The sequence below is a fragment of the Mesorhizobium sp. P160927 genome, assembly GCF_057766385.1.
This window is the reverse complement of sequence record NZ_JBYMDW010000001.1, coordinates 2135697-2149232: the sequence shown is the minus strand read 5'-3', so window position 1 is coordinate 2149232 and position 13536 is coordinate 2135697. Positions and strand designations below refer to the sequence as shown.

General features: G+C 58.1%; 15 protein-coding genes and 2 pseudogenes. 14 read left to right on the top strand and 3 right to left on the bottom strand.

The genetic code is table 11. From position 1 onward, the window contains the following. Positions 1-228: 228 nt before the first annotated feature. The 5 genes and pseudogenes from AC3CB8_RS10505 to AC3CB8_RS10485 all read left to right on the top strand — a co-directional run bounded on the left by AC3CB8_RS10505 (position 229) and on the right by AC3CB8_RS10485 (position 3624). Positions 229-1386, top strand: coding sequence for a porin (locus AC3CB8_RS10505; RefSeq protein ID WP_352727058.1), 1158 nt, complete (start codon positions 229-231; stop codon positions 1384-1386). A gap of 33 nt (positions 1387-1419) precedes the next feature. After that, positions 1420-1666, top strand: a pseudogene (locus AC3CB8_RS10500) (thiazole synthase); the annotation flags it as partial. Continuing rightward, a pseudogene (locus tag AC3CB8_RS10495) lies at positions 1663-2261 on the top strand (thiamine phosphate synthase); the annotation flags it as partial. The pseudogenes AC3CB8_RS10500 and AC3CB8_RS10495, both read left to right, overlap by 4 nt. Positions 2262-2389: 128 nt before the next feature. Continuing rightward, a complete protein-coding gene (locus AC3CB8_RS10490; protein WP_352727060.1) occupies positions 2390-2719 on the top strand; it encodes a bifunctional hydroxymethylpyrimidine kinase/phosphomethylpyrimidine kinase in 330 nt (109 codons plus the stop codon). 410 nt (positions 2720-3129) lie between these two features. Next, positions 3130-3624, top strand: a complete 495-nt coding sequence (locus AC3CB8_RS10485; protein ID WP_031194149.1) for a MaoC family dehydratase — start codon at positions 3130-3132, stop codon at positions 3622-3624. Between the two features lie 794 nt (positions 3625-4418). Here the strand turns inward: AC3CB8_RS10485 and AC3CB8_RS10480 are convergent. Further along, on the bottom strand, positions 4419-4895 hold the full coding sequence (locus AC3CB8_RS10480) for a type II toxin-antitoxin system VapC family toxin (RefSeq protein ID WP_352727062.1): 477 nt from the start codon (positions 4893-4895) through the stop codon (positions 4419-4421). Beyond that, positions 4892-5194, bottom strand: coding sequence for a hypothetical protein (locus AC3CB8_RS10475; RefSeq protein WP_023774921.1), 303 nt, complete (start codon positions 5192-5194; stop codon positions 4892-4894). Before AC3CB8_RS10475 ends, AC3CB8_RS10480 begins: the two co-directional genes overlap by 4 nt. A gap of 398 nt (positions 5195-5592) precedes the next feature. Here AC3CB8_RS10475 and AC3CB8_RS10470 point away from each other — a divergent pair, with 398 nt between their 5' ends. From AC3CB8_RS10470 to AC3CB8_RS10450, 5 genes are all read left to right on the top strand, one after another. After that, positions 5593-5829: a recombinase family protein gene (locus AC3CB8_RS10470; RefSeq protein ID WP_023774919.1), complete on the top strand. Its 237-nt coding sequence runs from the start codon at positions 5593-5595 to the stop codon at positions 5827-5829. A 345-nt stretch (positions 5830-6174) separates the two neighbouring features. Beyond that, positions 6175-6531 carry an ArsR/SmtB family transcription factor gene (locus AC3CB8_RS10465; RefSeq protein WP_488377303.1) on the top strand — a complete coding sequence of 119 codons (357 nt, stop codon included), beginning with the start codon at positions 6175-6177 and terminating at the stop codon, positions 6529-6531. A gap of 28 nt (positions 6532-6559) precedes the next feature. Beyond that, positions 6560-7897, top strand: coding sequence for a serine hydroxymethyltransferase (locus tag AC3CB8_RS10460; protein WP_352727064.1), 1338 nt, complete (start codon positions 6560-6562; stop codon positions 7895-7897). Positions 7898-7950: 53 nt separating this feature from the next. Further along, positions 7951-9174, top strand: a complete 1224-nt coding sequence (metK, locus tag AC3CB8_RS10455) for a methionine adenosyltransferase (protein ID WP_352727066.1) — start codon at positions 7951-7953, stop codon at positions 9172-9174. 42 nt (positions 9175-9216) lie between these two features. Beyond that, entirely contained in the window at positions 9217-10209 is a 993-nt protein-coding gene (locus AC3CB8_RS10450; RefSeq protein WP_023792717.1) for an adenosine kinase, read from the top strand. A gap of 59 nt (positions 10210-10268) precedes the next feature. Here the strand turns inward: AC3CB8_RS10450 and AC3CB8_RS10445 are convergent, their stop codons facing one another. After that, the gene (locus AC3CB8_RS10445; protein WP_352727323.1) at positions 10269-10397 is read right to left on the bottom strand and encodes a hypothetical protein; all 129 of its coding nucleotides are present in this window, start codon (positions 10395-10397) and stop codon (positions 10269-10271) included. A gap of 764 nt (positions 10398-11161) precedes the next feature. On the opposite strand from AC3CB8_RS10445, the gene AC3CB8_RS10440 reads away from it, so the two are divergent. From AC3CB8_RS10440 to AC3CB8_RS10425, 4 genes are all read left to right on the top strand, one after another. Further along, positions 11162-12013, top strand: a complete 852-nt coding sequence (locus tag AC3CB8_RS10440) for a pentapeptide repeat-containing protein (protein WP_352727320.1) — start codon at positions 11162-11164, stop codon at positions 12011-12013. A 449-nt stretch (positions 12014-12462) separates the two neighbouring features. Next, on the top strand, positions 12463-12798 hold the full coding sequence (locus tag AC3CB8_RS10435) for a TIR domain-containing protein (protein WP_352727318.1): 336 nt from the start codon (positions 12463-12465) through the stop codon (positions 12796-12798). A gap of 21 nt (positions 12799-12819) precedes the next feature. Continuing rightward, positions 12820-13239 (top strand): DUF4231 domain-containing protein, encoded by a 420-nt coding sequence (locus tag AC3CB8_RS10430; RefSeq protein WP_352727316.1) that lies wholly within the window; start codon positions 12820-12822, stop codon positions 13237-13239. Next, entirely contained in the window at positions 13178-13522 is a 345-nt protein-coding gene (locus AC3CB8_RS10425) for a hypothetical protein (RefSeq protein ID WP_352727314.1), read from the top strand. Before AC3CB8_RS10430 ends, AC3CB8_RS10425 begins: the two co-directional genes overlap by 62 nt. The last annotated feature ends 14 nt before the right edge of the window (positions 13523-13536 follow it).

Here is a 13536-nt window from a genome sequence, read left to right as displayed (position 1 = left end):
GCCGCGGAGGTGAAAAGGGTAATTGTACAAAAATGTTGTATGATCGTCTGGAGTGATAAATGCTTAAATGTGACAGCAAGTCTCAACCACATTCTGAATTCTCCTAAGCATTAGCACGGCAGTTGCAGCAACACTCCTAGAATTAATCTTAATTCGCTATCAATCGTTTGCTTAGCAAAAATCATTTATCGGTCTCGATTCCTTTTACCATTTAGACGGAGATCAACAATGACCATTGGGAGCCTCCTCCTCGGCTCAACTGCGGCACTGATCGCCGCTTCGGACGCTCGCGCCGTGATCATCGTCCCCGAGCCTGATCCCACTGAGTACCTCAAGATCTGCGACGTCTACGGCTCCAGCTACGTCTATATTTCAGGCACCGAGACCTGCCTGCGCATCGGCGGCTATCTTAGCTACTACGTGGGCTTGGGCGATGTCGGATTGTTTTACCACGCAAGAACCTCAGATGTGAGGACTGGTGAGGATCAGGGTACATGGCAAAACAACACGCGCTTCACACTGAAAGCTTGGACCGGCCAGGAGACCGAACTCGGCACGTTGAAGACCTACACCGAAACCCGCGTGAATTTCGGTAACCGCCACACTTCGGTTTCGGACAGTTCTCGGTCCTATGCCTTCAACGGAGACAGCATCTTGACTTTCGCCTGGATTCAGCTTGGTGGCCTGCGAGTTGGTAAGGACTGGTCGGCCTTCGACATGTTTATTGGCGGCGCGGGTGACGTACTCAACCAGACGCCGGTTCCGTACGGCGCTTTGGATACCAATGTGGTCCAGTACTACTTCGACGCCGCGAACGGCTTTTCCGCCGTGGTTTCGCTCGAAGAAGGCTCAGGCGTGGTCGGCACAATCGACAACTACGCTCCGCACATAGTCGGCGGCTTGAAATACACACATGGCTGGGGAGCGATCACCGGCGTTGCTGGTTATGATAGCAACTACGAATCGGTAGCCGCCAAGGTCCGTGTCGACATCAATGTCACCAACGAACTGTTGCTGTTCGGAATGTTCGGCTACGGTTCCAATGGCAAGCTCAACGACGACTCCATGAACGCGATCGACGCTCATGGTCGCGGCTTCTATAAGATTTGGGGCGGGAACTGGGCTTTCTGGGCTGGCGCCGCTTACGACGTCAACGAGACAACTTCGTTCAACCTTCAGCTCTCGGGTGATCAGCTCAAGAACTATGGTGTCGCTGCGAACGTCGCCTATGCGCTTCTTCCAGATTTCACAGTTACGGCTGAACTCGACTACGACCGCTACGGAGGCTCCGCCGTCGGAAAGGTGAAAGCTTCCGAAGTGAACTGGGCCAATGCCAACAAGAAGAGCAGTGTCGGCGGTATCCTGCGTTTCGAACGCTCATTCTAATGCGATGAAGCGTTGAGCTCTGAGGTCCAGTTGATGCGCGGACATTTCCGCTACATTCCGTTTGATTGTGGATGCGTGGCTCGGACGGCCGTCGTACGCGGCGACGTCATGGAGCTCGGGTTTGACGCCGTGCTCCTGAACACGGCGGTCCCGAGGGCGGCCGATCCGGTCGGCATGGCGCGTGCGTTCGGCAAGGGCGGTCGATGCCATTCGTGAAGCTAGCACTGGAATGCTCGAACCGCGCTACTCACCGAAGGTCGGCAGGGCTGTCTTCTCATGAAGCTCGATCCCTTCTTATCTGAATTTCGACGTGCCGGCTGGGTTGACCGGCTGGCGCCGCTCGGCGTGAGTCTGCTGCAGCTCCGGATAAAGGATATGGACGAGAAAGGACTGCAGACGGAAATCCGCCGCGCGAACGACGCCTGCGCGGTCCATGGTTGCCAAGTGAGCGTCAACGACAATTGGCGCACGGCAATCGAGGAAGGCTGCGACTTCGCCCATCTTGGTCAAAAGGATTTGGCTGCCGCCGATGCAGACGATTAAATACGCCGGATTGAAGCTCGGCCTTTCGATCCACGATCACACCGAACTGGAAACGGCGCCAGTGGCCGAGCCGGAGTATGTGGCGCTCGGCCCAGTCTATCCAACTAGCCTCAAGAAGATGAATGGGCGTCGCAAGGGGTCGAGCGGATCAGCGAGTGGAAGCACTAGGTCGCGCCGATCCCATTGGTCTCCATCGGCGGCCTCAACCTGACCGGCTCGAAGGCGTTTTTCGAGGCTGGCGCGGAAAGCGCAGCCGTGGTCACCGACCTTGCGCTGAACGACGCCCCAGAAGCGCGCACGCGAGAATGGATCGAAAGACAGAACAATGGCGCTGGGGGCGAGAACCGCATCTGCTCGTTATTGTCGGGTCAGATTCCCGCGGTGGGGCTGGAATTGCCCGCGAGATCGAGACGATCGCTTGCCTTGACGTGCGCACCTGCCTTGCTGGAGCGCGCTGACGGTGCAAATCCAGGAAGACGCCTTGGAAATCCAAGTTACGCAACCCGGTCTGGTGACGGATCAGATGCGCGCTGCGCTTCAGGCTAACAGAGTGGCCGGCACCAAGGTTGGCATGCTCGCAACGGCTGAGATCATCGTCGCTGCGGTTGCCGCTGTGCTGCGCGAATATCGGGCGCATATCGACAGTCCAGATCCGGTGCTGACTTCCACGTCAGGCCGAGCGCTTCTTGAAGCAAGCGCCATCCCGGATCATGAAGTAGCATCTGATGCCGCTTTGCCGTGTCGACACCCAATGTCATTGAACTGGCGCTTCTTGCCGGCTCAGAGCTAGCGGCCAATGAGGTCGGCGAGCGTCAAAAAGGACCACAAGCCACCCCGTCTGCTGGACTACTCCTCCACCATTCGAGACACGGATGGTTCCTATCCAGACAATTGATTTTATCAATCTGCGACAATACCGCATAGCGGCGCCGGCGGAATGATCATCCGTAGCAAGACGAGCTGCTTTCGGCGGCCTGCAGGACGCGCACTGCGACCGAGTACAAGCCGGCTCGTCTGCAACCATGTTCGGATCGGCCGCATCGGTGCGCCGAATGAGATTGCCGGCGGAACGCTCTATTCGTGCAGCTGTGACGGCAGTCATCTCACCGGGGCCAGCCTGCCGACGGATGGCCGGCAGTCGGTGCAGCATCGGCTGACACTGTTCACGGAATGAAGCCGCTCGCGCTTCGGACGGTTGAAATGGAGGACATTAGCTTGGAACCGATCAGTCTCGACGAGCTTCTGGCCAGCGTCGGCAAGGAAGTCGGCGTGTCGCCGTGGCGGGTGGTCTCGCAGCGGATGATCGACCAGTTCGCCGAGTCCACCGATGACCACCAGTTCATCCACTGCGATCCGGAGCGCGCCAAGCGCGAGACGCCGTTCGGCGGCACCATCGCACATGGCTTCCTGTCGCTTTCGCTTTTGTCGGCGATGACTTTCGAGACCATGCGGCCGCTCGAAAACTGCAAGATGGGTGTCAACTATGGTTTCGAATCGCTGCGCTTCCTGGCGCCGGTGAAAACCGGATCGCGCATCCGGACCCGTTTCGTACTGGCCGACGTCAAGGTCAGGCCGTCGGGCTGGGTGCAGACGGCGCTGGGCGTGACGATTGAGATCGAGGGCTCGAAAAAGCCGGCGCTGACCGCGCGCTGGTTGACGCTGACGCTGATCAAACGCCAGCCGGAGGCGGCCTGAATTGTCAACGAGCGTCAGCAGAGACGATCTTCACGTGCCGGGGCGATGTAGGCGACCAGTGCGCACCGATCGGCAACGCGGCCACGGGGGTCGGCTAGATAGAGTGGCAGGAATGCCTAATCGGGGCTCCGTCTCGGAAGGGGCGTCGATGTATCGGAAGCGCTTCGGCTTTCGGCGCTGCATTCCTTCTTCACGAAGTCCATGGAGAATTCCCGACCACGGGGTCGAAAGATCGGCTTGTGATCGGAGTGGGCAGATCCTCCCCGACTGAATCTGCCAATAGGGTGTTATCGAGTTAACCGGGTCGAACTTGAGGTCGCGGGTGTCGCTGATCGGCTGCTCGTCGAGCTCGAGAGCTGCCAGCTAAAGGCAGAACACGGCGATGCCAAGAGCTCCGCAGTTGATGTGGACGCCCAGAGAGTACAGACCGACGAGTTCCCGGCGGGCGAACTTGCCATTGGTAGCGCGCCAGACCAGTCGCGAGAAAGCCTCGATGAGAAGGCCCCCGAGCCGCACGCGGGATCGACTACAGTGGCGTTTGGCGAGAGGCCTTCGAAGACGAGATCGAGTGTAAGATGGACGAGCTCGACGCGCTATCGCGCAGTCCCTGCGATCGCGCCTTGTCCGCGGCGCCGTGCGTGCGAACTGCTGGTAGATCGAGCTGACTAGATGAACCGGGATGGCATTAAAGCGGAACTGGAAGAGACGTCCCTGGCCCAACTAAGCAAGATCAATCCAGCCATCGCTAAAGGTAGGCGAACACGAGACGTTCGGACTCCGTGCCGCTGAAATCCTCAAATTGAATCGGCCGGACCATTGGAGCTATCATCACCCGCTTGGCTTGCAGAGCTACGGAGCGGGTTAATCATCTGAACGTCCTCGAAGTCCTTTTCATCGTCGGTCACTACGACACACTCGTAGGCTTCAGCTATAGCGGCAATGATTGTGTCTAGGGCGCTCCGCGAACGGCCTCTGGCTTTGCCGTTGGCCATCAGCCGCGCCCACACGAGGCCGGCTTTCTCGTCGAACGATAGCACGCGGCCAGCGAACAGCGCTTGCGGGCCTTCGGAGCCCTCGAACCAAGTTTCAAGGCTGCTGCGCTTCTTCCCCTTCGGCTTCTCTAGGATGCCTCGGCGGATTTCGGCGACAGTAAGCGAAGCAATGAAGAGGTCTTCGTCCTTCTGCGCGCCCATCCAGGCCAGCAACGAGCCCGAAGGCTCCGGCTTTATGACGTTGCTGATGATATTGGTATCAAGAAGGTAGCGCGTCACAGGTCGATCTCGCGCCCCTCTTCGCGCGGCCGGCTGAGGTCGAGGTTGGAGCCAACCAGAGGCGAGCGACGCAATGCGGCGAGAATGCTGCCCGCTTTCGGTGGCTCACCCGCCACGGCTTGCTGTATGGTCCGACGAAGCTGTCGGGCATCCGGCCCGCTCTCCGTTAGTTTTCGGGCAAGAGTTCGCAGTAGATCGCGGTCTGCGTCGAACGCCTGGATCTCGAACCGCGCGATGCCGCGCTCAGCCAGGCGAGAGCGATAATTCTCGATGGCTCTCTTCTGTGCAGTGTTGCCCATCGCGTGCCTCCGTTCTCTATCCGGATATATAGCCATGGCTTTTTCGGAGCACAAGGTGCCCCGTCATCGGCCAGCACTGGCTCCTGCGCGACGCGCGTTATTGATCACAAAGAATTTCCATCTTGTCGAAGCACTGTGACTCGGCATCATTGTCGCGAAACGGAGTATTTCGCGTCAGGACAGGAACGCGATCATAGCGCGACCGAAACTGCAACAGCCGAAATGCTTCGTGTGGTCGCCGGCGCCGCCCGCGAATCGGCTGTGCCTGCGTCGCCGAAGCCCGATCGACGCTTCGTCAATCTGGTCCATTTGCTGGCGCGACAGGCCCCACGGGATTTCGTTCAAGCCGAAACGGATAGCCAAACGCGAGACCGCGTCCCGGAGTAAGGGGCCGCCTCATGAAGGTCGCGCTTGGCGCTCGCTACTCAACTGACAATCACCGAGACGCCTCGATCGAGGATCAGTTGCAGCTCTGCTGCTTGCGTGCTGAAAAGCAAGGCTGGACAGTCGTCGACAGCAATACCCACCGCGCGATCTGCGGCGCGTCGCTGTTGCGTCCCGGCCTTCAGGAGCTGATCAGCGATGCGATGCAGGGCAAATTCCTGATCGTGCTCGCAGAGGCGATGGATCGCTGACCATGACCGCTGCAAACCGGGAGCAGGCCAGGCTGGGCAAACGTTGCAACAGATCCTTCAAGGAAATTCATAGACTCTTAGCAACTCCGGCTCGCTGTGAATGGTAGGCTTTTGCAACGTCTGAGGTCAGTGGTTCCAAACCGTGGCCCCGCTTATCTTCGATTCGCCGAACTGCTTGCAATTTCGGCTAAAGGCCCAAGAAGAGCGCCCATTTGTTTGTTCGACACAGGATATCGCCGGTCGTCACGGCCACCGAGATTTGTCCGGTCGTTGGACACCCTTCGAAATCTGCAACTTCTGTGGAGAACGCGAAATGAGAAATTCGGCAGGACTTGGCCCTGAGCCATGATGACACTGGTTAGTCGCCTACGCATGGCAGCGCATCCTGACCGCCTCCGAATCCTGGGCCTTTGTGCGCATGCGGACCTAACTGTCTGCGAGCTAGCGGAGATTCTGGGCGTGTGTCGAGAGCGGGTTGCGCGACACGTCCGGCTGCTCGCCAGAGCCGACTTTGTTTGCTGCAACGAACAGCCTCCGTGGCGCACGTACCATCTCAAAGCAGGATCCAGCGACGGCGGGCTGGTACAATTATTGGTCGATCTCCTGCCCCATCGCGACGGCTATCATAAACAGGACCTGCAGCGGCTCGAAGCGGTACGAGACACGCGGCCGAAGGGGACCGCGTGCTTGATCGTGAAATAGGTCAATTCAATTGGAGCGCGAAGCTACCATGGACAACTCCGCCGACGGCGCGATCGCACAGCCCGACACCCACGGGCGGTCTTCCTTGGCCGCGGTTGATTGCCGCGTTCACGAGCTGCTTCTGAGACAGGAGCGGCAGGAGCGGACGACCCTCAAGCTCATCGCCTCGGAGAACTTTGCGTCCTCGGCCGTGCTGGAAGCGAACGGCTCGATTTTCACGAACAAGTACGCCGAGGGGTACCCCGGTGCGCGCTACTACGCTGGAAACGAGATCGTTGATGAGCTTGAGAATCTAGCCATTGAGCGCCTGAAAACACTGTTTGGCAGCGAGCATGCCAACGTCCAGCCTTATTCCGGCTCGCCGGCCAACCAGGCTGTCTATCGTGCGCTTTTGAGCCCCGGTGACAAAGTCATGGGCTTGCCCCTTCCGGAAGGGGGCCATCTGACTCATGGTTGGGCCATCAACTTTTCCGGAACTGACTATCAACGCGTGCCCTATGGTCTAGATGAAAAGACACAGCAGATTGACTATGACCGCTTGCGCGAGACAGCCAAGCGGGAACGGCCGCGGCTCATTTGGGTCGGCGGAACTGCTTACCCGCGTGCCTTTGACTACGCGGCAATGGCAGAAATCGCTCTGGAAGCGAACTCCTATCTCGTAGCCGACATTGCGCACATCAGCGGCCTGATTGCCGCGGGAGCGCACCCGAATCCCGTGGGCCATTGCGACGTGGTCAGCAGCACGTCCCACAAGTCGATCCGCGGTCCCCGCGGTGGCTTCATTTTGTCAAGGAACGAAGATCGCTATCAGGCGCTGTATCATACAAAGAGCAAATACAATCTCGCCAGACGAATAGACCGGGCGGTCTTCCCTCACCTGCAAGGCGGGCCCCACATGAATGCCATCGCTGCGCTAGCGGTTGCCTTGCACGAAGCCGCGAACCCGTCCTTCCGAAGCTACGGCCGACAGACGGTCAAGAACGCCAAGGCTCTGGCACATGCACTGCTTGAGCGAGGTTATGACCTGGTGACCGGGGGGACGGACAATCACATGCTGATCCTTGATCTTCGCGATCGGCCACTATCGGGCAAGGCCTATGCCGAGCGACTAGCAAAGGCAGGAATCATCACAAACTTTAATATGGTGCCTGGCGACCCGCGGCATCCGGCGGTCACAAGCGGAATTCGCCTGGGGGCGCCAGCAGTGACGTCAATGGGCATGCGCGATGTGGAAATGGTGCAAATTGCTGGCTTCATTGACTCCGTCCTCCAGCGGCCAGACGACGAAGATCTCCATGCCTGCGTGCGAAGAGACGTTGCCGACTTGTGCGCTGCGTTCGAGGTCCCGGGCATCTGCGACAAGTAAGGTGGGCCAAGCAAAATGCCCATACCACATCCAACACCCGAAGCGAGGTATTCATGGCTAGGCAGTTCGTGTTCTCTTCCGAATCGGTTGGCGCGGGGCACCCGGATAAGTTGGCCGACAACATCTCGGATGCCATCCTCGATGCCATCCTCCGCACAGATCCCAAGGCGCGCGTCGCCTGTGAAGCGTTGGTAAAGTCAGGGATAGTCGTTCTGGCTGGCGAGATTACCAGCGATGCGCAGGTGGATTATAGCCAAATTGCGCGCGATACGATTCTCGACATCGGGTACGACGACGAGGCCGTCGGCTTTGACGGCCGGCGTTGCTCCGTCGTTCATGCCCTCACCGAGCAGTCGCCCGACATCAGCCAAGGCGTTGACGAGGGAAGAGGGCAAGACCTCCAGCAGGGAGCGGGAGATCAGGGCCTCATGTTCGGCTACGCATGCCGCGAAACCGATACCCTGATGCCTTTGCCCATCCAGCTCGCTCATCGCTTGACGAAACGGCAGGCGTATGTCCGGAAGGCACAACAGCTTGGCTGGTTGCGTCCTGACATGAAATCCCAAGTCTCAGTGCGGTATGAGGGGTTGCGCCCGGTCGCCCTGGATACCATCGTCGTGTCGACGCAACATGACGAGCAGGTCTCGCAAGAGACTGTCCGCGAGGGCGTCATTGAGGAAATCATAAAGCCTGTCCTGCCGACCCACCTGGAGACGGAAGGCATCAGAATTCTGGTCAACCCGACGGGGCGGTTCGTAGTCGGCGGGCCGCGCGGCGACTGCGGTCTCACTGGACGCAAGATCATCGTCGATTCCTATGGCGGGATGGGTCGTCATGGCGGCGGCGCCTTCTCGGGCAAGGACCCGTCCAAGGTTGACCGCTCAGCTGCCTATGCGGCCCGCTATGTCGCAAAGAACATCGTCGCTAGCGGACTTGCGGACGTGTGCGAGGTGCAGCTTGCTTACGCAATCGGCGTGGCCAGTCCGGTTTCCGTCATGGTCAACACGTTCGGGACAGCCAGGGTTGAGGAAAGCAGGATCGAGCGCCTCATTCTTGAGTTGTTCGATCTCAGACCGAAAGGCATTATCAAGATGCTTGATCTCTTACGCCCTATATACCGCAATACAGCGACCTATGGCCATTTCGGCCGTGAAGAGCCTGATTTCACCTGGGAGAAGACAGACAGGGCAGACGAATTGCGTCGCGAGGCAGGACTCGCCGCCCCGTGGGACGGGCGAACAGATTGGCAAGCGGAAACCGGGCGGACCCGCGCCTAGCAGGCGTGGCAGAAAGCCGGCAGGTTCCAGGCGGAGACATTGATGCCGGATTATGACGTGCTTTGCATCGGCAATGCGATTGTCGACATCATCGCCCAGTGCGAGGAGGAATTCCTCGAGACCAACGGCATCATCAAGGGTGCGATGAATCTCATCGACACGCAGCGCGCCGAATTGCTCTACAGCCGCATGGGCCCGGCGATCGAGGCCTCCGGCGGCAGCGCCGGCAACACGGCGGCAGGTGTTGCCTCCTTCGGCGGACGCGCCGCCTTCTTCGGCAAGGTCTCCAACGATGCGCTGGGCGAAATCTACGCGCACGACATCCACGCGCAGGGTGTCGCCTTCGACACCAGGCCGCTCCAGGGCGAGCCACCGACGGCGCGCTCGATGATCTTCGTCACCCCCGATGGCGAGCGCTCGATGAACACCTATCTCGGCGCCTGCGTCGAACTCGGGCCGGAAGATGTCGAAGCCGACAAGGCGTCCGGCGCCAAGGTGACCTATTTCGAGGGTTATCTGTGGGACCCGCCCCGCGCCAAGGAAGCCATCCGGCAGACGGCGAAACTGGCGCACGCGGCCGGTCGCGAAGTATCGATGACCTTGTCGGATTCGTTCTGCGTCGACCGTTACCGCGACGAGTTCCTCGACCTGATGCGTTCGGGCACGGTCGATATCGTTTTTGCCAACAGCCACGAGATCAAGTCGCTTTACCAGACGCCATCGTTCGAGGAAGCGCTGGCGCAGATACGCAAGGATTGCAGGATCGCGGCGGTTACCCGCTCCGAAAAGGGCTCGGTTATCGTGCGTGGCGACGAGACAGTGGTCATCCAGGCGACCGCCATCAAGGAACTGGTCGACACGACGGGCGCCGGCGATCTCTACGCCGCCGGCTTCCTGCATGGCTACACACAGGGGCGCGACCTCCAGACCTGCGGCGATCTTGGCTCACTGGCGGCCGGATTGGTAATCCAACAAATAGGCCCTAGGCCACGGCAGAATCTGCGCAAAGAGGCCGAGTGGGCGGGGTTGTTGTAGATGCGCGGGCAACTAACCAGCCGCCCTACTGACGCGATCATCGCAGTGGCGGAACAGTATCAAAGCTCGCCATAGCGACAGCCATTCGCATCGGAGAACTGACCGATGCTGCTGCCATGAAGCTCGCTGGAAGAGCGGTGCAAGGCGGGCTTGCCTTGACGGCATTTCACCGTCATCGAGATCGCCACCGGCATTTTCCAGAAGCTCAGCTTGGGGAAGGCCAGTAACCTTCCTGAGGTAACGGAGAACTCGCAGCGTCCGTCGGAGCACTTGACTTGCGATCACGTCCCACGATGCCGAATGCGGGCAGACTGGTTCGCCATTGGTCTGGACCAGCGGAATTGGCAGCAGGGCTTCATCTTCGTCAATCTCGACGAGGCGCCGGATGTGAAACCCGGCATTCGCGGATATTAGGAAGTGCTCGCCTAGCTGGTATTTCACACATCCGCATCGCGGTCTGGCTTCCACGATTTTGGGATCGTCGAGGGCAACGAGGAAGGGATTGCGACAAAAACGATACCTGACGGGCGGAAAGGGACTGCCCCGCCCTCTCGGAAACGCACCGCCGTGTTCTAAGCTATTGATGTTATTGCGCCGGTCTTGTTGTCGAAGGTACCAAAAGGTACGAAATGAAGCAACGGCATCATCTGCGGATTATAACTCGACCAGATGGTTGTCGCCGATGGCGGAGACCCGGTGGAGTGCGGCCCGTCAAGGTTCCTTTTAGTGTCCCCCGATTATATGGGTGCCAAGATACCGACCCTGTGACTATCCTGGCGTATTGTTGATCGATATGGTGTCTGGGGCACGACGACGGGGTTAAGCTGTGAGTTGGTGGGACCGACAGAAGTTCCGTTGGCGACTGCGCCGCAACAAGTGGAGGCGCAGATGGATTTCGTTCCGAAATGCAATTGGGCCATATGCGCCTCCTATCGGTATCGCGGTCGCATGGGTGGCACTGCTTCTGTACCTGCGTCCTATCGGGGGCTCCGTCGGTGACATCGAACAAGGGGTCTACGTCGAAGCTTGGGGAACGCTATTCGACATCATCTTTGTCGTCCTGCTGATCGGCTGGTTTGAGCTTCGGCGCGAACGAAAGCAGCACATAGAGCGCTACAGCGAGGAGATAGACGACTACAAACGCTGGGACACTGAAGAGGCACGTGTGCGAATTGCTGGAAATCTGCGGCGGCTCTCCAAGCTGGGAGTGACCGCCTTTGATCTGCGCGGGATAACCCTTCGTGACTTCTCGTTTTTCCAGAACAGAATCACGAAGTTGCGCGGCACGGTGTTCAATACGAATTCGATCAGCGGACTAGCAAACTTCGGAACCGTACTCGACAATGTAGACTTCTCTGCAACTGATTGCGTTGGAGTGGTTTTCTCAAAAGGCATGCTGGGTGGCACCTTATTCGGCATAAAGGGTACCAACTTGCGATTTCTTCAAACAAATCTCGTTAACGCGACTTTCGACGGCGCTACGCTTGAATGGACGGACTTCAAGCCGAATGAGGATGATTGGTTTGAGGTGATAGATGACGATCCGCAGAACCGGGCCCAGGTGTACGCTCCGCCATTCGAAGATGCCGAGCTAGCAGGTGCAAGCTTCCGCAACGCCAATTTACTAAATGCCGATTTCAGATATGCCAAGGGTCTCGAATTTGTGAATTTTAGCGGGACCAAAGGGCTTGAGACCTGTTTTTTCGATGAAGGTGTGCGTGAGAGACTAAACACGCTAGTGCATGTCGTGGTTGATAGTACCCCGCCGGTTGTTACGGCCGTCCCGAAAGAATCCAAGGGCTAACCCGTTCTTCAAGTCGCTGCAGACGGTCGAGTGGCGGGAACTAAGTTGATTTCGTAAACCGCAGTTAAGGGCGACACCGTCACTCCGCACGCGCAATGATACCCCCGATCGCTATCGAGTGATTCCGGCATGCGTCAACAGCCCGGCAATTCCCGCGCCGTAATAACAGAGATGCGGCACTGTAGGCTGTCAACAAAAAGTCCCCAGTGTTGACCACGTCCTTCATGGTTCCGGTTTTTTCGTAGCACGTCTTTAGGAGCGCTCGAACCATTTTCAAAACCGCCTCGGCGTCAGGTGCGGCTGCTAGGGATCGATTTCCACCGCAAAAGATACTTCAGGGGCAAGAAAAGGCCGCGAGCATTGACCGCTGCGCGGCACGTGCTAAACGGGACTTATGCGGCTATTTGACCGATACCTAATATTTCTTGCGCTTTTCAAAGGATGCTGTCGTGCCATATCTACACAACCATCGGCTCTTTATCAGCCACGCGTGGAGCTACAGTGAGCGGTACGAACGTGCGGTAAGGTTTTTGAACGATGCGTCGAACTTCGAGTGGACAAATTACTCCGTCCCCGTGGACGACGCGTTCCCACGTATGAGCAAAGCCGAACTCGCCGAAGCGATGAGGCGCCAAATCCGACCCGTGCAGTGCGTGGTGATTGTCTCCGGGATGTATGTTAACCACAGGGATTCAGTTCGAGATGGAGTTTGCAAGGTCCCTCGGCAAGCCGATTTTAGGAATCAAACGGTGGGGGGAGCAGAGAACGCCGCAGTCCGTAATTGACTATGCTGATGAGATGGTCGCTTGGAATTCGGCCTCCATTGTCGCAGCAATTCGTCGTCTTGTACCTTGACAATAAAGTTCGATTACCCTGCGCTATATCGTGCTGCGAGCCAGCTCTCCGCTGGCTCGCAAAGTGAGTTCCTATGGCTCATTCGAGCTGAGTACATGTTGCTCCTGGTCGCGGCAATCCTTTCTCTCGACTTGAGTCAAACGCCCCTTTACTTTGCTGGATACGCCTTCGTTTTCTTGATTTCGCTGGGAGTTTTAATCACTCGCAGTTTAAAGAAGCCTGAGCAAGACTGGTACAAAGGCCGAGCACTTGCAGAGTCCATTAAGACCTCATGCTGGCGCTACTGCATGCGGGCGGAACCGTTCGGCGATGCCGACAAAGTTGCGGTTCGAAGGGCGGAGTTTCCGAAATTATTTGCTCGCGATCCTTGATGCCAACCACCATATTGGAAGTCGAATCCCGCCAGATGAAGCCGCCAACGACCAGATTACGGTCTCGATGGAGGCGACGCGTGCTCTGTCGCTGGATGAACGAAAATCGTTCTACGATACCCATCGGATTCGTGAGCAACGCTCTTGGTATGCAGTTAAGGCGAGCAAAAACAAAAAAGCGAGTCGAGCTTGGATGTTCGCTGGTATAACTGCATACGTCATTGCCATCGGACTTATTTTGCTACGGATAGCCAACCCTGTCCTGGCGATTTGGCCTATATAGCCGTTAATCGTCTT